Source organism: Pannonibacter sp., from assembly GCF_051860505.1.
Taxonomy (GTDB): Bacteria; Pseudomonadota; Alphaproteobacteria; order Rhizobiales; family Stappiaceae; genus Pannonibacter.
This window is the reverse complement of record NZ_JBHYDX010000007.1, coordinates 108805-128012: the sequence shown is the minus strand read 5'-3', so window position 1 is coordinate 128012 and position 19208 is coordinate 108805. Positions and strand designations below refer to the sequence as shown.

Genomic DNA, 19208 nt, shown 5'->3' with positions numbered 1-19208 from the left:
GGCAGGGGCCGGGTTCTCAGCCGCGGGTCTTCCAGGTCCGGAACAGGTCCTGGTTCGGGCACAGGTCAGGTGCCGTGTCGGCCCCGTCCTGGTGCGCCTCAAGCCAGTGCCGGCAGTCCTGTGCCCGGTCACACCCGATGCACCGGGATGCTGCAAGGCGGATTTCTGAGGCACCCATGATGCCATGGGCGCCTTGGACTGCTCCGATTGTCCGCATCATGCGGCCCATCAGTTCAGCACGTTCATTCAGCCGGTCCATCCAGCTCATGCGCGCTTCTCCTTGAAAAGTGATGAGAGTGCGAAAGTACAAGATGGGTCACTCTGCCGGGTCTGCCGCATCGCTTCCTTGACGCTGATCAAGCGCAAGTGAACAATTGGCAAGCGTGGTCGTTTGACTGGATCACTTATGACAGGGGCGGAGCGTGGCAGCGGACGTGACATCGCCGGCATCTGGTACGACAGCCTCCCAGTCGGCGGCCTCAACCTCTATCGCCGCATCAGCGCTGGCGGCCCTGCCAAAGGGAAGCGTGGTCAGCGGACGTGTGCTGCAGGCCTTGCCGCCGGCTGGCCCGCAGGCCGGGTCTGGTGAAGCGCTGCGCCTGGCAATTCCAGGTGGCACGGTTGACGTTGCCAGTGACACGCGGCTTGCGCCGGGAACCCCTGTGCGGATCGAGATCGAAGAGGCCGCACCCGAGCTGAAGCTGAAGATCAGTGTTGATGCGTCGGCCCTTCCGCGCGGCACCCTCAATCCTGCCAATCCTGCCAATCCTGCCAATGCAGCCACTCTGGCCACCACAACAGGCCTTGCGAATGCCTCAGGTCTTGCTGCTGGCGGACAACCCTCCGGCCTGCCGGGCGATGCTCTGGCAGGCAGTGTCGCCGGACGTGCCGCCGGTTCGGGCCCGGCTGTGACGCCAGTGCAAGGGGCAGCTGTTCCACCTCAATCATCTGCCGTGCCGGCGGCGGTACCGCCGCAGGCCGCTGTGATTGCCCGTCAGAGCCTGTCGAGCGCCCTTGCCGCCCTGGCATCCGACACCGGACCTGGTGGTGCCGTGAAACCTGGGGCCGCCCCTCCTGCAACCGGGGCCGCATCTGCTGCCGCGCTTCCGCCATCGGCCCCAGCATCTGCTCCGCAAGTTCCGGTGCCCGGCTCGACGTCTCCGACAACCGCCCAGAGCCAATCGCCCGGCCAGATACCAGGTCAAGTGGCTGGCCCAGCGTCTGGCCTTGTGTCGGGCCTAGCTGCTGGCCAAGCCTCTGATCAACCCTCTGGCCTGCTCACGGCTCCTCCGACCAACCAGCCGACCAACCAGCCGGCCAACCCGCAGGCCGGCCCGGCCACGCCCTTGCCCGCGCCTGCCGCGCCCCTTGCGGCGCCTGGGACGGCGGCCATTCCAGGGGCCGCAACAGGTGGCGCGGTCACCGCCGCACCGCCTTCGTCCAGTCCCGCCGCCGCAGCATCCGCCGCCGTGACACCGGCCAATGGAAATCCCGCCGGGCAACTGCCGGGCAACACGGCAGTCCAGACAGGGGGGCCTTCCGCCGCTCAGGTCACGGCTCAGACCGCAGTTCCATCCCCTGCGACAGGGAGCGCTGCCCCCGCGTCCGGCGGTGCAGCGCTTGTTCCGCCGTCCCCCGTATCCGCCCAAGCATTGCCCCCGCAAGGCAACCCATCTGCCGCACCCCCGTCGGGCCTCGCCCCCAATGTGGCCCCCAATGTGGCCCACAGTGCGGCGCCCGTTGCTACATCCCTTGCAGCCTCCGGTGCTGCCTCCAGTGCCAACCCGGCGACGCCGACCGTTCCAGCGGGCGGGCTGACGTCTGTCACGCCCCCGGCATTGCCAGTTCCGGCAATCGGCGCAGGACCCGGAACTGGCGGCCAATCCGGTGGACAACCCGGCGGACAGCCCGTCGGATCGCCCCTGCAGCCATCATCCCCGACCGGTCCGGTGACAGCTAGGCCTGGCTCCGCCAACACCGCAGCGTTCGGTTTGCCCGGCACTCCGCCGGTCGCCGCGCGTCCGCCCACGGCTGCAACGCCCGGTGCGGGATCGGCACCGGGCGTCGCCCCCCTTGCGGCCATGCCGCCGCTTCCCGCCGGCGCGCGGCTGGAACAGGCCATGACGACGGTGCTTGGTCTGCTTGATGGACCGGATGCGCCCAGTCTTCCTGCGGAGGCCCGCCCACTCGCCGAGGCGCTCAGGTCCCTTCGCCTGCCGGTTGAGTTGGCGCGTGACCCGGCGGCCTTGCGGATTGCCGTCGAGGCTGTGGCCGGTTTTGTCGCCCCGCGCGGTGCCGCGCCGGCCAGCCTGCCCAGGGGCGGTGGGGATGGTCTGCGCAGTCTTTTCCTGTCGCTGGCCGGTCTTGCCGCCGATCTCCAGGAGGCGGTGACGTCTCCCGCAGGCCCGGGCTCCCGCCCGGCTGCCCGGACTGATCCGCAGCAGGCCGGCGCGCGTCTGACCCCCGGCGAGGCAACCCAGCTGGCGCGCAGCACCGGCGAACAGGCGCAAGCCCAGGGCACGCTGGCCCGGCTCGGCAAGGCGCTGGAGGATACGCTGCTGCAGGATCTCGTCCGCCAGCAGGGCAGTGGCCGGGCGAGCGGGGCAGGTGAAGCGTCAATCGCTGCCGGCGCTGGCGGCAAGAGCGCCGATCTCGCCCTGGATCTGCCGCTGCTCGTTGGCGGTGAAACCCGGTTGCTCAGCTTGCGCATTGGCCGGGAGGGCGGCGGCCAGGGCAGTGCCGGTTCGGGACCTGCCGAATGGCGCGTCCGTTTTGCCCTCGCTCTGCCGTCAACCGGTCCGGTCGAGGCTGCGGTCAGCCTGCGCGGGCGGTCCATCGCCGTCGTGCTGCGCGCCGAACAGGCCGAAACACTTGCGGCTTTCCAGTCGTTGCAGGACACGCTGGCCGCACTGTTTGCTGAACAGGGGCTGGAGCTTGCCGGATTGCAAATTCAGCGGACGGCGGCGCCCCGGGGTCAGCGCCGGGATACCCTGTCATGAGTGTGAAGTTGCCGCCTGCCACCGGAACCGTGCCGCCACCCCGTCTGGCCATCGCCCTGAAATATGACAAGCAGGGCGCCCCCACCGTCACGGCCAAGGGGCGCGGCGCCGTGGCCGAACGCATTGTTGCGGCAGCCCGGGAGGCCGGGGTGCCGATCGAGGCCGACAGCTATCTTGCCGAAGCCCTGTCCGGACTGGAACTGGACGAGGAAATCCCGGCCGAACTCTACCAGGCCGTGGCGGTCCTGATCGGTTTCATCCTGCGCAGTGGCCGCTCGCCCAACCCGCCGCCGGGCTGACATTCATCGGCCTGCTTGCGCTAATCCGTCGCCGCGCCGCTTCCCCCCTTGCGGGGGAGGCAATTCCCGTCTAGGCAAAACAGGATCGCGCCCGGCAGGCCTCCTCCCTGCCAGGCCTTCGCCGTGGCCCAAATCCGGCAGGCGAGGTCCGAGTGGCAAGTTCCGATTGGCATGTGAACAGGATTCGAGACGAGATGACGATTGTCGAGGCACGTACGCCCGATCCGAAAAAATTCATCAAGGGAGCGACCGGCGACTGGGAAGTCGTGATCGGCTTGGAAGTCCACGCCCAGGTCACCTCCGCCGCCAAGCTCTTCTCCGGTGCCTCGACCGAATTCGGCAATGACCCCAATTCGAACGTTAGTCTCGTGGATGCCGCCATGCCGGGCATGCTGCCGGTCATCAACGAGGAATGCGTCGCCCAGGCCATCCGCACCGGCCTCGGCCTGAAAGCCCAGATCAACCTCAAGTCCGTGTTCGACCGGAAGAACTATTTCTATCCGGACCTGCCGCAGGGCTACCAGATCTCCCAGTTCAAGCAGCCGATCGTCGGCGAGGGCAAGATCGTCCTCGACATGCCCGACGAGCAGGTGGAAGTCGGCGTCGAGCGTCTGCATCTGGAGCAGGATGCGGGCAAGTCGCTGCATGACCAGCATCCGACCATGTCCTTCGTCGACCTCAACCGCTCGGGCGTCGCGCTGATGGAGATCGTCTCCAAGCCGGACCTGCGCTCCTCGGACGAGGCCAAGGCTTACCTCACCAAGCTGCGCATCATCCTGCGCTATCTGGGCACCTGCGACGGCAACATGGACCAGGGCTCCATGCGTGCTGACGTCAACGTCTCCGTGCGCCGTCCGGGCGAAGGCTTCGGCACGCGCTGCGAGATCAAGAACGTCAACTCCATCCGCTTTGTCGGTCAGGCCATCGAGTATGAAGCCCGCCGCCAGATCGCGATCCTCGAGGATGGCGGGTCCATCGACCAGGAGACCCGTCTCTATGACGCGGTGAAGGGCGAGACCAGGTCCATGCGCTCAAAGGAAGAGGCGCATGATTACCGTTACTTCCCCGATCCGGACCTCTTGCCGCTCGAATTCACGCAAGATTACGTCGACGAACTGGCCGCGCATCTTCCCGAGTTGCCGGACGACAAGAAGGCCCGCTTCGTTGCCGACTACGGCCTGTCGCCCTATGACGCCGCCGTGCTGGTGGCCGAGAAGATCTCGGCCGATTTCTTCGAAAAGGTTGCCAGGGGGCGCGATGCCAAACTGGCGGCAAACTGGCTCATCAATGAACTGTTCGGCCGCCTGAATAAGGAAGGCCTGACGCTGGAGACCAGCCCGGTCTCCGCCGACCAACTCGGCGGCATCATCGACCTGATCAAGTCCGACACCATCTCCGGCAAGATCGCCAAGGATCTGTTCGAGATCGTCTGGACAGAAGGCGGCGATCCGGCGGCCCTCGTTGAAGCGCGCGGCATGAAGCAGGTCACCGACCTCGGCGCCATCGAAGCCGTCGTAGACGAGATCATCGCCGCCAACCCGGACAAGGTCGCCCAGGCAAAAGAGAAGCCGACACTGCTCGGCTGGTTCGTCGGCCAGGTGATGAAGGCGAGCCAGGGCAAGGCCAACCCCCAGGCGGTCAACGACCTGCTGAAAGCCAAGATCGGCATCGAGTGAGCCCAGAATTGCGGTGAACTGCAGAGTGAACGGGGGCCTGCGGCTCCCGTTTTCTTGTCTGGTGAGATCAGCTCCCTGGCAGCCTACCGAAGGTGGCTTTCATCCCGGCGCAGTGTCAGCACCTCTACGCCGTTTGCGGTGACCGCCACCGTGTGTTCGAACTGGGCCGAGAGCTTGCGGTCCCTGGTTACAACAGTCCAGCCGTCGTCTTCGGTTTCGACATTGCGCGTTCCCTGGTTGACCATCGGCTCGACCGTGAAGACCATGCCTTCCTGCAACAGGGGGCCTGTGCCGGGGCGTCCGAAGTTGAGCACCTGCGGCTCCTCATGCATCTCCCGGCCGATCCCGTGGCCACAATAGTCCCGCACGACCGAGCAGCCGTTGCTCTTGGCATGCTTTTCGATGGCATATCCGATGTCACCGACATGAGCACCGGGGCGGACCTGGCGAATGCCCCTCCACATCGTTTCCTGCGCAATGCGCACCAGTCGGCGCGCGGCGGGAGAGGCATTGCCGACAATGTAGGTCTTGCTCGAATCCGCGATGAAGCCGTTCGTTTCCAGCGTGATGTCGAAATTGATGATGTCGCCGTCGCCGATGATGACGTCGGGATCCGGAATGCCGTGGCAGACAACGTGGTTCAGCGAGCAGTTTAATGCATATTGAAAGCCATATTGCCCCTTGCTGGCAGGGCGCGCGCCAAGATCGACCGTGATGAAGGCGTCGACCAGATCATTGACGTCCAGGGTGGACATTCCTGCCAGTTGCCGGGTGTCAAGCATTTCGAACACGGATGCCAGCAGCCGGCCGGACACGCGCATGAGGGCAAGTTCCTCCGGTGTCTTCACCATGTCATGCGGCTTCTGTGTCAGCAGCACTCAGGTCGGCAGCGGCAAGTTGCATCTTGATTATCTCGTTGAACGACATCGCCGGGTTGGCCTCGGCAAGCATTCCGATCTTCATCCAGAATTCTGCCTGCGCGTTGATCGAGCGACACATCACGGCGCTGGTTCTGCGGATTTCCTCGTGCAGGTCCTCACCGATCTTGACGATTCCCATTGAATGCTCCTGAAGTGAATATACGAAGCATATATGATTCATATATTCATGGCAATGTGTGCTCAACGGAGGCAACCTGTTGCAGCCGGGGAGGGCAGTTGTGCCGCGCGTTTGCATCGGGTGACGACATTCACCGTCGCGCCACTGGAAAACCCGGCGGTGCTGTGCCAGAGAACTGCACAGCCTCTCATCCTGTTGGTCCGGTGCTGCCATGTTCAACGAAAGCTTCCCGATTGTTCCGGCCACGCATGATCACCTGCCGCAGATCCTGGCGCTGATGAATGCGGGGGCGGTCGGGGCCCGGGTCGGCGCGGAAAGCGACGATCCGGCCGACTATCGCACCGCCTTCGAGGCCATCCTCGCGGCACCCGAGACCGCGATCTACGTGGTGCTCGATGCGACCGACGGCAGCGTGGTCGCAACCTATCAACTGACTTTCAGCCTCGGTCTCGGGTTTCGCGGTCGTCCGCGTGCCGTGGTCGAGAGTGTCCACACCCGCGCCGACATGCGCAGCCAGGGCATTGGCGCGCGCATGATGCATCACGCCGAGGCGCTGGCCCGGGCGCATGGCTGCTGCATGGTCCAGCTCACGTCCAACCGATTGCGCAAGGACGCCCACCGGTTCTATGAAAGGCTGGGCTATGACCAGAGCCATCTCGGTTTCAAGAAGATGCTCTGATGCTGGCGGATCAGACGCTGCCCGCCTTGAAAGGCGATGTGGCGTGACCTAACTTATCGGTCTCTTACGATGAATGCGGGTGCCGTCTCGGGCCTGCCAACGGAAGGAAGCCTTTGCATGACCGTCACCCAGACCCAGCCGATCGAACTGCACTACTGGCCGACGCCGAACGGCTGGAAGATTTCCATCCTGCTGGAAGAGCTTGGCGTGCCCTATGACCTCAAGCTCGTCAACATCGGCAAGGGTGACCAGTTCAAGCCGGACTTCCTCGCCATTGCCCCGAACAACCGTATGCCGGCCATCGTCGATCCGGAGGGCCCGGACGGCGCGCCGATCTCGGTGTTCGAATCCGGGGCGATCCTGCAATATCTCGGCCGCAAGTTCGGCCAGTTCTATCCCGCAGACGAGCGTGGCCGGGTCGAGGTCGAGGAATGGCTGATGTGGCAGATGGGCGGCTTCGGCCCGATGCTCGGGCAGAACCATCATTTCCGGATCTATGCGCCGGAAAAGATCGAATATGCCATGACGCGCTACCTCAACGAGACGCATCGTCTTTATGGCGTCCTCAACAAGCGCCTGGAAGGCCGCGACTATGTCGCCGCCGGTCAGTACACCATTGCCGACATGGCCATCATCGGCTGGGCCCAGGGCTGGCAGAACCAGGGCATGGATCTTGAGGAATTCCCGAATGTGAAGGCGTGGAAGGCGCGTCTCGAGGCCCGCCCGGCCGTCCAGCGCGGTCTGGCCGCTGGCCGTGAGGAACGCGAGAAGCTGCAATTGGCTGACAATAAGGACGCACAGGGCGTCCTGTTCAACCAGCGGGCCCGCTGAGGTATCTGTCCGGGTGGTCAGGTCGGCCCGGTGCTTGAGCCGGGAGGTGATGGCAAATGCGGTCAGACAATTTGCACAGCGGCTCAGCCCCCCTCCCCTCGTGGGGAGGGGTGAGGGGTGGGGGGCAAGGCAGCCGTTTGATCGTAAAGCGTCTGAACGAAAGCGGGTCAGGAATGTAAGTAACCTGGATTTTGGTCCGCTCCCCCCACCCCCAACCCCTCCCCACGAGGGGGAGGGGAGCGGAGAGGCTCCGACACGGTTGAGCTGTATTGGCTCAGTCCTTTACATCGAACATGTGCCAGACTTCATATGCGAAGGCCCTCCCTGCGAAGGGGAGGGGAGCTTCGAGGCGTCGCCATGGATGCCCTGATAGGCACCGAGCCCCAGTTTACCCCGTGTCTGACTTCATCTGCGCCAGCTCGCTCAAAGAGGCGAGGGAGCGTTCAACTCGTCATGTAGATGAACGCGTCACAGGTGCGCAATCGGCACGCTGCAATACGCATTCACAACGTCAACGCTCTTGAGAGGGTTCAGCCGCTTTTCTGACCGTTCAGGGCACGAAGCTCGGCCGGTTCCAGCCAGAAAAGTTCCCGGATGAAGGGGACGCGCCAGGACTTTTACCGCTGGCGTGCCTTGCGGTTGGCGTAGCGGCGGTCGCGCTCGGCCTTGCGGGCGGCTTCATCTTCGACTACACGCGTGGCCCGGTCCATGTTGGCCTTCTCGCGCGCTTCACTCTCTTCCCTTGCAGCAGCATCGGCGGCAGCCTGCACAGCGGCAGCTTCTGCACGGACACGCTCCAGTTCGTCGGATTTCGCCTGTTCACGTTCTGCGCGGCGCTGGTCGCGGGCGGTGGCGATGGCCAGGCGCTCGGCCTGCTTGGCAAGGCGTGTCGGTTCGGCAGCTTCCCTGGCGGCGCGATGGGCCTCGACAAGCTTCAGTCTTGCGTCGGCGGCCGCGCTGCTGCGGTCAGAAAAGTCGCTGCTTTTGGTTTTCTTCAAAGGAACAATCCGGATCAAGTGGTTCACCCCGGAGCTTGACGCGCCTGACGCATCTGGCCCGGGTTCTGCGCCATGGGCGCCTGGGCGATATCAAGGCGGGATGCAGAAGGCATCCGGCCGCCGTGATCTAAGGTCGAAGGGTCAGGACTTCAGGGATTTCTTCGGCGCGGGTGCGAGAGCAGCCATCGCGCGGTCTTCCGTTTCCTTGGCCATGCGGGCCTTCTTGAGCTCCATCGTCTTCTCATTGCGAGCCTGGACGATAAGGTCGATTTCTTCGACGGCACGGCTTTTGGCGCGCGCGCCGGTCTGGGCTTTGGCGAAGGCGATCTCGGCCTGCTGGCGAAGCTTGCTTTGCTTTTCGGTCATGATGATCCCTTTCAAACGGCATGGTGCGGCGAAGGACAATAAAAAAGGCCAGGCGAATGGCCTGACCTTTAATGGTGTCATGCTTTCAACAGTGCCAGTACATCCGTGGTCAAAGGAAAGCAGATCCCTGATTAGGCAGCCTGGATATTGCAGGCCGACATCTTGCCCGACTTGTTGTCGCGCTCCATGTCGTAGCTAACCTTCTGGCCTTCGATGATTTCGCGCATTCCGGCGCGTTCGACAGCCGAGATATGCACGAATGCATCCGGACCGCCATCGTCAGGCTGAATGAAGCCGAAGCCTTTGGTGGAGTTGAACCATTTTACGGTGCCAGTGGTCATGATAAACCCTTTCATAGCAGTGTGGAGGCCATACCGCAGATGCGATACGGAGTGAGGTAGCGATTTTGAAAGGGAGGTACGTTTGGAACGCGGTGCCAATCGCGTAGAAACTAAAGCCCGGCAAACAAATATCGATGACGCAAAGATAGAGACAGATATCTCTTTTGTCAACCTGCCGTTTTCACTATCGCCATACTTTCTATGATTTCAAGAATAAATGGAGCAATATTTACGGTTAGAGCCAAATTTTTTCGAGATATTTTGCCGCTCGCATGCTTTCGTCGGTCAGGTCGGCACCCAGGTGCCGGCCTGACCTTTTGGTTGCCGGGTTTTATTTCACCCGGGTCCAGGTCTCGCCCTTGCAGAGCAGCCCGCCCATGACGCAGCCTTCAAGCTTCATCTTGTCGTTGCCGTCCATCTGGATGAAGCCCGTGTAGGTTTCGCCATCCTCGGCGTTGTAGACCTTGCCCTTCCACTGGCCGGCCTTGCCTGTCGGCTTCATGCCGAGCACCGTCTGGCTGCCCAGCAGGGGGCGTGCGCGCTTGGAGGCGTCCGGGTTCTTGTCGTCGTTGCGCGGGTCCTTCAGCCAGACCAGCGTGCCGCAGATGGCATCGCCGCAAGGCGCCATCTTGATGCGCGATGTTCCGCTCGGCCGCGCCCATTCCCCTTTGGCATCTGCCGCCATCACTGGCGAGGCCGGAAGGCTCACTGCAAGGCCGGCTGCAAACAGAAAGGCAAGGCCAAGGCTGCGCCTGGCCGCCTGATTGGATCGTGTCATGTCGTCTCCTCCCGAAAGGGTTCTTTCCCTTAACGCAAACGGAAGGCTACGCCGTTTGATTTCGGCTGAAAAGTCGTGACGCTAGGGAAGGTCGACAGTTTGCGCTTTCGGGCCTGACGTTGGAGATGCCACCCGTTGGCGCAGGCGGGGGCCAGACCCGTTGTGTCCCGTCCACCTCTCCTTACAAGTCCTTCGCCTGTCCGTCCGCTTCGCCGGCGGCCCAGTAGCCGGCGGCGCGGAGCCAGGCGGTGGGATGGGCGCGGCTGATCAGGAAATGGTCGCGCACCGCCCGGGCGACGCCGGCCTCGGCGGCAATCCAGACGAAGGTCGCCTCCGGCAGGTGCATCGCTTTCAGCCGCTCCAGGAACGGGGCCGGGTCGGTCGGATCGCCGCGGTGGATCCACAGGGCGGTGTGGTCTGCGGCCGTCTCCAGCGGCTGTTCGTCGGCAGCCGAGGGCACGGCGACGAGGCTGGTTACCTTGGTGCCGGCGGCCATTTCCTCGATGCGGCGGCCGATCGAGGGCAGGGCGGTCTCATCGCCGATCAGCAGCCAGTGGCGGATCGGCCCGGAAATGACCAGCGAGCCGCGCGGCCCGCCGATCCTTGCCTCATCGCCCACCTTCACCGACAGCGCCCATACGGTTGCCGGGCCTGCCTCATGCAGGGCGAAGTCCAGCACCAGCTCCTGCCGGGCCGTGTCGTAGCGGCGCGGGGTGTAGTCGCGCATGGCCTCGCCGCCGGTGCCGTCCGGCACGAAGATCTTGACGTGGTCGCCCGGCGACAGGGAGACGAAGTCCGCCATGTCCGGACCGGTCAGGGTCAGGCGCAGCATGTTCGGTGTCAGCCGCTCGACGGCCGAGACGGTCAGGACACGGCGGCGCAGCTCGTGGCGGTGGCGTTCGAGGACCGGCTCTCCGGATGGTGTAGGGGCCGGAGTTGTGACCGGAGTTGCAGTGGGCGTGTCGAGCATCGGGAGGGAGGTCCTTTGACGGGGCATGGGTCGGAAAATATTATGAGTTTTCTACTCAAGAAATTGTCTGCCGACAAGCCCGGCGACCGTCGCAACCTGTATCAAATCGAGTGTCACCCTTTGTCGGAAAAGGGCGACAGAATCGCCGCGTTTTGGCATGGTTTTGGCGCAAGTTGGCGCGTGCCGTTCCGGTGGCGCCTGACCCTCCCGGACTGCCCTGAAATGACCCTTTCCCTGACCGTCACCGACAGCGCCGATCCGGCGGATGTCGAGGCCATCGGCCGTGAACTCACCGCCTTCAACGACGCCGATGTCGGCCCGTCCGGCCGCCGTCCGGTCGTGGTGCTGGTGCGGGATGAGGCGGGAGCCCTGAAGGCCGGGGTGTCCGGTTACACCGCCTGGGGCTGGCTGTACGTGCAGTGGCTGTTCGTCGCGCCAGACCTGCGCGGCCAGCAGATGGCGGCGAAAATGCTCACCGCCGCCGAGGACGAGGCCCGCCGGCGCGGCTGCCATGGTGCCTTCATCGATACCTTCAACCCGGCCGCCGAGACAGCATACCGGCGGCAAGGCTATGAGATCTTTGGCGAATTGCCCGACTTCCCGCCCGGTCGCCGCCGTCTCTTCCTGCAGAAGACCCTGTGATCGGTGGCGGGAAACGGCACGACCTGTGTGGCAACAGTGCGTGGATTTGGCACGGCCTCTCAGCGCCCCTCCCCCTCGTGGGGAGGGGAGAGGGGTGGGGGGCTCCCAGCCCATATCGATGATCGTCAGGGTACCATCCGCAACCAGATGCAGCAGGAATTTTCTTTGTTTTCAGGTGGATACCCCCACCCCTGACCCCTCCCCACAAGTGGGAGGGGGACAACAACGCTTCAGGTCTTGACCAACCTTCACGCCGCCAGAGGCTTCGGCTCCGCGATGCGGCCGCCGGGCATGGGGGCGGGGACGCCGGTGGTGGTGGGGAAGCTGATCGGCAGGCCGCGCAGGGTGCGCAGGGCAAGGAAGGCGAAGCATTCCGCCTCGATGGCGTCGCCGCGCCAGCCGACGGTTTCGGCCGGGACTGCCGTGACGCCGGCGCGCTCGGCCAGGCGTTCCATGATCACCGGATTGCGCCGGCCGCCACCGCAGACGATGAGTTTTTCCGGGCGCACCGGCAGGAGATCCAGCGCCTTGCCGACCGCTGCCGCCGTGAAGGCGGCAAGCGTCGCCGCCCCATTCTCGATCGTCAGCCCGTCGGCCATCGCAGCGGTAAAGTCGAAGCGATCCAAGGACTTCGGGTAGGGCGCGGTCATGTAGGGATGGGTCAGGAGCTTTGCCAGCCGCGCCTCGTCGACCTTGCCTGAGCGGGCGATCAGCCCGTCCCGGTCCATCTCGCCCAGGCCATGCTGGCGGATGAAATCATTGAGCGGCGCATTGGCCGGACCGGTGTCGAAGGCCACCACCTGGCCCTTGCCGTCGCTCCAGGTGACATTGGCAACGCCGCCCAGATTGAGCACCGCCGTCGTCCCGTCCGACCCCAGATCCTTGAGCAACGCGGCATGGTAGCCGGCCGACAGCGGCGCGCCCTGGCCACCGGCAGCGACATCGGCGCTGCGGAAGTCATAGACCACCCGCGTGCCCAGGAGATCGGCCATCAGGTGACCGTCGCCAAGCTGGCGCGTCGCGCCGATCCGTCCGGCCTGCGGCGCGCGGTGCAGCACGGTCTGGCCGTGGAAGCCGACAGCAGAAATGTCCTGCATGCTCAAGCCGTTGGCTTCGACTAGCGCGCGTACGGCCGCCGACTGGGCCCGGGTCAGGACCTCCTCCGCCTCGCGGAAGATGGCCGGTTCCGGCCCCTCGAAATTCCACGCCCGCGCCTCGTCCAGCGTCCGTTCAAGCAGCCGGCGGGTGCTGTCCGGGTAAGGGCTCAGCGTGTAGGCGCCGAAGGCTTCGATGGTCTCGCCATTGGTCTTCAACAGTGCCACGTCAATGTTGCCATCCAGCACGGTGCCGGTCATCAGGCCCACGGCCCATTGCGGTTGGTCGAGCATCAGGACTGCTCCTCGTTGCAAAAGAAACGATCACCGACAGCGCGGCGCAAGGCCATGATTCCGCTGTCGAAATGACGTGAGGGGTGAACCCGGTTGGTGAGCAGGGTGACGGCCCGGCCGGTGAGAAAATCGATCCAAAGCCCGGTGCCGGTGAAGCCGGTGTGGCCGATGACGCTGGCGTTGGCCCTGTCGCCGCCGGACCAGCCCGGATAGGGCCGCTCCCAGCCGTGGGTGCGGGTGGGCGACAGGGGCTGACGCATCAGTCGGGTGACCGGATCGCCGGTCTTGTCGCCGGCAAGCCGGTCGTGGGCGAAGCCGAGCACCGCATCGACCGTGCCGAAAAGCCCTGCGTGGCCAGCCCCTTGCAGGGCGGAGCAGTTCTCGTCATGCACCTCGCCGACGAGGAAACGCTCACGCCAGTGGCAGTATTCGGTTGCCGCAGAGGCGGCCTCCGGCGCGGACCAGGCAAAGCCCGGACCGGGGTCGAGTTCGCGGATGCGCGCGCCCGCCAGCCGTTCCAGCACGATGCCGAGCAGGATGAAGTTGATGTCCGAATAGACCGGCGGTCCGGCGCGCCAGTCCCGCTGCAGCACGTAGGCGCGCAGGCGTGCCGGATCGGAGCCGTAGGTGTAGACCGGTTCGACGGCCGGAAACGGTGTCTGATGTCCAAGGCATTGGCGGAACGTCACTTTCCGCTGCCAAGCGGTCATGTCGTACTGACACAGGTCCGGCAGCAGCGTGGTCAGCGGCGCGTCCAGATCGATCTCGCCGGCCTCCGCCAGTTCCAGGATCCGCCGCGTCGTGAAGATCACCTTGGTCAGCGAGGCGAGATCAAACCAGGTCTCGGTGGTCATCGGCCGGGCTGACGGGATCACCTGCGCCTTGCCGATGGCGCGGGTCAGCCGGGTGCCATCCGCATCCACGACGCCCAGCACCGCGCCCGGAATGCGGCCACTCCGGACGGCCTCTTCAACGGGCTGGACGGCGCTTTCAAACAGGTCCGGGAGGTTGACCGTCTTAGTCATGGTGCAAGGACCTCCAGTGGCTCAGGCTTCGGTTCTGGACAGATGATCCGGGCCATGGCTGACCCAGGCGGCGGGCGACGGCTCGAAGCCGCGTGGCCGGACCAGCGAGGGCACCTGCCGCGTGTCGAGCGCATAGTCCAGCCGGCGCCGGTCGATGTACGGCACCGCGTCGATCAGGCGGCGGGTGTAGGAGTGGCGGGGTGTGCCCAGCACGTCCGCCGCCCGGCCGATTTCCACCACCTGTCCCGCATAGAGCACGGCCACCCGGTGCGCAATGCGTTCGACCACGGCCATGTCATGGGAAACGAAGAGATAGGAGAGGCCGAACTCGCGCTGCAGATCAACAAGCAATTCCAGAACCTTGGCCTGAACGGACACGTCCAGCGCCGAGACGGCTTCGTCAAGGACGACGACGGACGGGTTCAGCATCAGGGCTCGGGCAATGCACAGGCGCTGGCGTTGGCCGCCGGAGAATTCATGCGGATAGCGCTTGAGACTGTCCTGCGGCAGGCCGACCCGGTCGAGCAGCATGGCCATGCGCTGGCGCACGGCCGCATCGACCCGGTGACCGGCTGCGGTGACGGGTTCGGCCAGAATGCTCTCGATGCTGAGACGCGGATTGAGCGAAGCATAGGGGTTCTGGAACACCATCTGCACCACATGGCCAGCGGTGCCGTCCTTGCCGTGGACCGCCAGGGCGCCCCGGGTCGGCTGCACCAGACCGAGGATCGCGCGGGCGGTCGTGGACTTGCCGCAACCGCTTTCGCCGACCACCGCCAGTGTCTCGCCGGGCATCAGGTCGAAATCGACGCCGTCGACGGCATGGACCGCGCCGGGCGAGGGCTTCAGGAAGCCGCCGCGCATCGGGAAGCGCACCACGAGATCCTGCACATTCAGCGCGGGAACCGGTTTGGCCACCGTGGCGCTGCGCTCATGATCCGTGCGGACCGACCTGCCGGAGGTGAAATGCGGCACGGCGCTAAGCAGATGGCGGGTGTAGGGATGCTGCGGGTTGTCGAGAACCGCGTCGAGCGGCCCCTGTTCGACCGCCGTGCCGCCCTGCATGACGAGCACCTGATCGGCAATTCCGGCAACAAGACCAAGGTCATGGGTGATGAAGATCATGCCCATGCCGGTCTCGCGTTTCAGCTCTGCCAAGAGCGCCATGATCTGGGCCTGGACCGTGACATCCAGCGCCGTAGTCGGCTCGTCGGCGATGAGCAGGCGCGGATTGCAGGCGAGCGCCATCGCGATCATCACCCGCTGCAGCATGCCGCCGGAGAACTGGTGCGGGCAGTAGGAAAGCCGCCGCTCGGCATCTGAAATCCGCACCCGGTCAAGCGCGTCCTTCGCCGCCTTTCGAGCCTGCGCACCCGTGAGGCCCCGGTGCAGGCGGAAGGCCTCTTCCACCTGCGTGCCGATGGTCAGGACCGGGTTGAGCGAGGTCATCGGTTCCTGGAAGATCATGCTGATCTCGGCGCCGCGGATCCTCTCCAGTGTGGTCTCCGGAGCCGTCACCAGATCAAGCACTGACCCGTCCGCACGGGTGTAGAGGATCTCGCCGGAGGTGATGCGGCCGCCGCCGTAGTCGACGAGCCGGTTGACGGAGAGTGCAGTCACGGACTTGCCTGAGCCGCTTTCACCGACGATGGCCAGGGTCTGGCCGGCCGGGATGTCGAAGCTGACCCCGTGGACGATTTCCTTCTGGACCGGCGGCTTGCCAAAGGCGACGCGCAGGTTCGAGACGCGGAGCAGCGAGGTCATGCCATGGCCCTCCGGGTCTTGGGATCGAGAATGTCGCGCAGGGCGTCGCCGGTGAGATTGAAGCCGAGAATGCCGATCATGATGGTGAGGCCCGGGAAGATGAGTAGCCAGGGCGCCATTTCCATGAGGTTGCGGGCATCGGCCAGCATCAGCCCGAGCGAAGCGGCTGGCGGCTGGGTGCCAAGGCCGAGGAAGCTGAGGCCCGCCTCGGTCAGAAGCGACCAGGCCAGCGCCAACGTGACCTGCACGGTCAGGGGAGCGACCAGGTTCAGCATCAGGTGGCGGGTCAGGATGTAGCGGCGGCTGGAGCCGAAGGTGCGGGCGGCGTCGACGAACTCGCGCGTCTTGATGGACAGCGCCGGACCGCGCACCACGCGGGTGAAGATCGGCGTGTAGACGATGGCGATGGCGGTGACGCTGGTCCAGGTGCCGGGGCCGGCGACGGCGATGATGAGAAGCGCGAGCAGGATCGCCGGGAATGCGAGGAGCACATCCATCGAGCGCATCACCACCCCATCCCACAGGCGGCCAAACCAGGCGGCGGTGAGGCCGAGCACGGTGCCCAGCGTCGCGGCGATACCGACCGCGAGGAAGCCGACGATGAAGGACTGGCCGATGGCGAGCATCAGCCGGCTGGCGACATCGCGGCCGAACAGGTCCGTGCCCATGACATAGGTGAGGCTCGGCGGCTTGAGACGGTCGAGTCGCATCTGCTTCAGCGGATCATGCGGCGTCAGACCGAGTTGTCCCAGAATGGCGGCGACCAGAAACACAAGGATAATGCAGCCGCCGATGCGGCCACTGGGGTGGCGCAGCAGCGCCTTGACGAGTGACATCAATTGCCCCCGAGGCGGATGCGCGGGTCGAGCGCCACATAGGCGAGATCGACGAGCAGATTGACGATAAGGAAGTTGACCGCAATGAAGAGGATCGAACCTTGAACCAGCGCATAGTCGCGCTGCAGGATCGCCTCGAGCACCAGGCGGCCAAGGCCGGGCAGGGCGAAGATCTGTTCCACAAGCACCGCGCCGCCGAGCAGATAGCCGAACTCGACACCGCTCAGGGTTACGACCGGGATCAGGGCATTGGGCAGGGCATGGCGCCATATAACACGGCGCGCCGGGGCGCCCTTGGCCCTTGCAGTGCGAACATAATCATCCGACAGGACGTCCAGCATGGCCGAGCGCGAGATCCGGGTGACCGAGGCGGTAAAGGCAAAGCCCAAGGTGATGGCTGGCAGGATCATCTGGCCCATATTGGCGAGCGGATCCTGCCACAGCGGCACGAACTGGCCCATGGCCGGCAGAATGCCGAAGCCGACCGACAGGATGTAGATCAGAAGCAGACCGACGACGAAGCTGGGGGTCGACTGGCCGACCATGGCCAGCACGCGCACGCCGAGATCTGCTGCCTTGCCGTTGCGGGTGGCGGCAAAGACGCCAAGCGGCAGGCCCGTCGACAGGGCGATTGCCATCGCCATCAGGGCAAGCTGAAGGGTCAGTGGGAACCGGTCGAGAATGACCTGAAGCACCGGTTTGCCGTAGGTGGTGGAAATGCCCAGATCACCGGTCAGGGCGCCAGTGATCCACCGGCCATATTGGAACCACCAGCTCTGGTCGAGGCCAAAGTAACTGGCAAGCGCTGCCCGTTGTTCGGGCGTGAGCAGGCCGGCTTCCGTGCCGAGCATGGCCGTAATGGCATCGCCCGGCACGAGACGGATCGCGACGAAGACGAGGACGGAGACCCCGAACATCACCAGGGGGAAGGTCAGGAGCCTTCGGGTCAGGTAGTTCATGGACTGTCCGTCCTCGTCTTGATCGTCGTGCGGCTTACGGCTTCAGGGTGACCGTGGTCAAGCCGAAGAGCGAACCGGTGGGCGAGGACACGAAGCCGTCCACGGTCTTCTGTTGACCGGTGTAGGTGTAGCCGGTGTAGAGCCAGATCCAGGGCGCCATTTCGGTCAGGTGCTTCTCGAACTCGGCAAAGATCACCTTGCGCTTGGCAAGATCGGTCTCGACGCGGCCCTGCTGCATCAGGCTGTCGAGCGTGTCGTCGATGTAGTTGGCGACCTTCTGCAGGTTTCCGGCCTTGGTCCAGTAGCGGTTGTACATGGTGTAGGGGTCGGAACGGCCACCATTGAGGGCGACGGCCATGTCGAAATCACCCTTCAACCAGGTGTCGACATAGACATTCAGCTCCATCATCTTGATGTCGAGATTGATGCCGATCTCCTTGAGCTGCGCCTGCAGCACCTGCGCCTCGGAGGCGGCGGTGGGCGGCTCGCCGGTGGCAACGATCACGGTTGCCGAGAAGCCATCCGCCTTGCCGGCTTCCGCCATCAGGGCCTTGGCCTTGGCGAGGTCCTGGCTGTAGCAGAACAACGTCGCCGGATCGGACTGGTAGGCCGGCATGGTCAGGGGGCCGGTGATGCGGCCTTCGCCGAGCAGGGCCGTGTCAAGAATATCCTGGCGGTTGACGGCACAGGAGATCGCCTGGCGCACCTTCAGTTCATTCATCGGCGCGCGCGACGGGTTGAGCTGCAGCACGTGATAGGCAAGCACCGGCGTGCGGTTCAGCGTGAGGCTCGGCTCGTTTGGCACCAGCGTGGCGACGAGCGGGTCGTTGATCAGGGCAAAGTCGATCTGCTTGGCGCGCAGCGAGGCGAGGATGGCGGTCTCGTCCGGCAGCACCGAAATGTCGATGCCGTCATAGGCGACCGTGCCGCCGGCCCAGTCCTTGTTGGTGGTGAGGATTTCCTTGGCGTTGGGTTCCCACTTGTCGAGTTTGAACGGGCCCGAGCCAATGGCAGTGGTGCCGATGGAGCCGGCTGCGATTTCGCTCGCCGGAACGACGGCGGCGTTGATGCCGGCCATCGCGGCCAGCAGCGGAACGTCCGGCTGCGACAGGTTGAAGACGACGGTCGTGTCGTCCGGCGTGTCGATGCTGGCGATCGACAGGAAGTTGGCGCGGGCCGCAGCACCGGTTGCCTCGTCCAGCAGGCGCTCGAACGACGCCTTCACGTCGGCCGGGGTGACCTTGGCGCCGTTGTGGAACTTGGCATTAGCGTTCAGCTTGAAGGTCAGCTTGGTGCCGTTGTCAGCAAAGGCCCAGCTGTCGGCCAGCGCCGGCACGATTTCCAGCTTGTCGTCGAGACGAACCAGCGGCTCATAGATGAGCTCGAGCAGGCGGATCGAGGAAAAGGCCGTCTGCTTGTGCGGGTCAAGGCCCGTGGCATCCTGCGACCAGGCCATGCGCAAGGTGGCGGCACTGGCGGCGGTGGCAAAGGTTGTGGTGCCCAGCATCGCGGCCAGCGCGATGGTGGAAATGATCTTCCCTGCGGTCTTCAGCTTCACGATGGACCTCCCTGGTCTCGCGGTCGGTTGACTTCCATGC

20 protein-coding genes are annotated in these 19208 nt (G+C 64.8%); 6 read left to right on the top strand and 14 right to left on the bottom strand.

Annotated elements, in window-relative coordinates:
* Positions 1-16 precede the first annotated feature (16 nt).
* On the bottom strand, positions 17-268 hold the full coding sequence (locus ACTIFE_RS07040; RefSeq protein ID WP_439528450.1) for a DUF6455 family protein: 252 nt from the start codon (positions 266-268) through the stop codon (positions 17-19).
* Positions 269-422: 154 nt separating this feature from the next.
* Here ACTIFE_RS07040 and ACTIFE_RS07035 point away from each other — a divergent pair, with 154 nt between their 5' ends.
* From ACTIFE_RS07035 to gatB, 3 genes are all read left to right on the top strand, one after another.
* A complete protein-coding gene (locus ACTIFE_RS07035) occupies positions 423-2999 on the top strand; it encodes a flagellar hook-length control protein FliK (RefSeq protein WP_439528449.1) in 2577 nt (858 codons plus the stop codon).
* Positions 2996-3298 (top strand): EscU/YscU/HrcU family type III secretion system export apparatus switch protein, encoded by a 303-nt coding sequence (locus ACTIFE_RS07030; RefSeq protein ID WP_439528448.1) that lies wholly within the window; start codon positions 2996-2998, stop codon positions 3296-3298. The genes ACTIFE_RS07035 and ACTIFE_RS07030 overlap by 4 nt, the downstream gene beginning before the upstream one ends.
* Positions 3299-3492: 194 nt before the next feature.
* Complete coding sequence (gatB, locus tag ACTIFE_RS07025; protein ID WP_439528447.1) at positions 3493-4974, top strand: Asp-tRNA(Asn)/Glu-tRNA(Gln) amidotransferase subunit GatB; 1482 nt, start codon at positions 3493-3495, stop codon at positions 4972-4974.
* Between the two features lie 83 nt (positions 4975-5057).
* Here gatB and map read toward each other — a convergent pair whose 3' ends face one another.
* Together map and ACTIFE_RS07015 are read right to left on the bottom strand one after the other, a co-directional pair.
* Positions 5058-5825 (bottom strand): type I methionyl aminopeptidase, encoded by a 768-nt coding sequence (map, locus tag ACTIFE_RS07020; protein WP_439528446.1) that lies wholly within the window; start codon positions 5823-5825, stop codon positions 5058-5060.
* A gap of 1 nt (position 5826) precedes the next feature.
* Entirely contained in the window at positions 5827-6033 is a 207-nt protein-coding gene (locus tag ACTIFE_RS07015; RefSeq protein ID WP_439528445.1) for a ParD-like family protein, read from the bottom strand.
* A 211-nt stretch (positions 6034-6244) separates the two neighbouring features.
* On the opposite strand from ACTIFE_RS07015, the gene ACTIFE_RS07010 reads away from it, so the two are divergent.
* Positions 6245-6712, top strand: a complete 468-nt coding sequence (locus ACTIFE_RS07010; RefSeq protein ID WP_439528444.1) for a GNAT family N-acetyltransferase — start codon at positions 6245-6247, stop codon at positions 6710-6712.
* Between the two features lie 117 nt (positions 6713-6829).
* A complete protein-coding gene (locus tag ACTIFE_RS07005; protein WP_439528443.1) occupies positions 6830-7543 on the top strand; it encodes a glutathione binding-like protein in 714 nt (237 codons plus the stop codon).
* Positions 7544-8160: 617 nt separating this feature from the next.
* On the opposite strand, the gene ACTIFE_RS07000 is transcribed toward ACTIFE_RS07005, so the two are convergent.
* From ACTIFE_RS07000 to ACTIFE_RS06980, 5 genes are all read right to left on the bottom strand, one after another.
* Complete coding sequence (locus ACTIFE_RS07000) at positions 8161-8541, bottom strand: DUF6481 family protein (RefSeq protein ID WP_439528442.1); 381 nt, start codon at positions 8539-8541, stop codon at positions 8161-8163.
* Positions 8542-8682: 141 nt separating this feature from the next.
* Positions 8683-8907: a hypothetical protein gene (locus ACTIFE_RS06995; RefSeq protein WP_439528494.1), complete on the bottom strand. Its 225-nt coding sequence runs from the start codon at positions 8905-8907 to the stop codon at positions 8683-8685.
* A gap of 131 nt (positions 8908-9038) precedes the next feature.
* A complete protein-coding gene (locus tag ACTIFE_RS06990) occupies positions 9039-9248 on the bottom strand; it encodes a cold-shock protein (RefSeq protein WP_439528441.1) in 210 nt (69 codons plus the stop codon).
* Positions 9249-9579: 331 nt separating this feature from the next.
* Complete coding sequence (locus ACTIFE_RS06985) at positions 9580-10026, bottom strand: DUF2147 domain-containing protein (RefSeq protein WP_439528440.1); 447 nt, start codon at positions 10024-10026, stop codon at positions 9580-9582.
* A 181-nt stretch (positions 10027-10207) separates the two neighbouring features.
* Positions 10208-10996: a siderophore-interacting protein gene (locus tag ACTIFE_RS06980; RefSeq protein WP_439528439.1), complete on the bottom strand. Its 789-nt coding sequence runs from the start codon at positions 10994-10996 to the stop codon at positions 10208-10210.
* 222 nt (positions 10997-11218) lie between these two features.
* Between ACTIFE_RS06980 and ACTIFE_RS06975 the strand changes: the two genes are divergently transcribed.
* A complete protein-coding gene (locus ACTIFE_RS06975; RefSeq protein ID WP_439528438.1) occupies positions 11219-11638 on the top strand; it encodes a GNAT family N-acetyltransferase in 420 nt (139 codons plus the stop codon).
* Positions 11639-11886: 248 nt separating this feature from the next.
* On the opposite strand, the gene ACTIFE_RS06970 is transcribed toward ACTIFE_RS06975, so the two are convergent.
* From ACTIFE_RS06970 to ACTIFE_RS06945, 6 genes are read right to left on the bottom strand one after another with little or no spacing between them, the layout of a single operon-like run.
* Positions 11887-13026: an anhydro-N-acetylmuramic acid kinase gene (locus ACTIFE_RS06970; RefSeq protein ID WP_439528437.1), complete on the bottom strand. Its 1140-nt coding sequence runs from the start codon at positions 13024-13026 to the stop codon at positions 11887-11889.
* Positions 13026-14051 (bottom strand): serine hydrolase domain-containing protein, encoded by a 1026-nt coding sequence (locus ACTIFE_RS06965; RefSeq protein WP_439528436.1) that lies wholly within the window; start codon positions 14049-14051, stop codon positions 13026-13028. The genes ACTIFE_RS06970 and ACTIFE_RS06965 overlap by 1 nt, the downstream gene beginning before the upstream one ends.
* 21 nt (positions 14052-14072) lie before the next feature.
* The gene (locus ACTIFE_RS06960; RefSeq protein ID WP_439528435.1) at positions 14073-15815 is read right to left on the bottom strand and encodes an ABC transporter ATP-binding protein; all 1743 of its coding nucleotides are present in this window, start codon (positions 15813-15815) and stop codon (positions 14073-14075) included.
* The gene (locus ACTIFE_RS06955) at positions 15812-16651 is read right to left on the bottom strand and encodes an ABC transporter permease (RefSeq protein WP_439528434.1); all 840 of its coding nucleotides are present in this window, start codon (positions 16649-16651) and stop codon (positions 15812-15814) included. Before ACTIFE_RS06955 ends, ACTIFE_RS06960 begins: the two co-directional genes overlap by 4 nt.
* Positions 16651-17610 carry an ABC transporter permease gene (locus tag ACTIFE_RS06950; protein WP_439528433.1) on the bottom strand — a complete coding sequence of 320 codons (960 nt, stop codon included), beginning with the start codon at positions 17608-17610 and terminating at the stop codon, positions 16651-16653. Before ACTIFE_RS06950 ends, ACTIFE_RS06955 begins: the two co-directional genes overlap by 1 nt.
* Positions 17611-17644: 34 nt before the next feature.
* Positions 17645-19117 (bottom strand): ABC transporter substrate-binding protein, encoded by a 1473-nt coding sequence (locus tag ACTIFE_RS06945; protein WP_439528493.1) that lies wholly within the window; start codon positions 19115-19117, stop codon positions 17645-17647.
* Between the last annotated feature and the right edge of the window lie 91 nt (positions 19118-19208).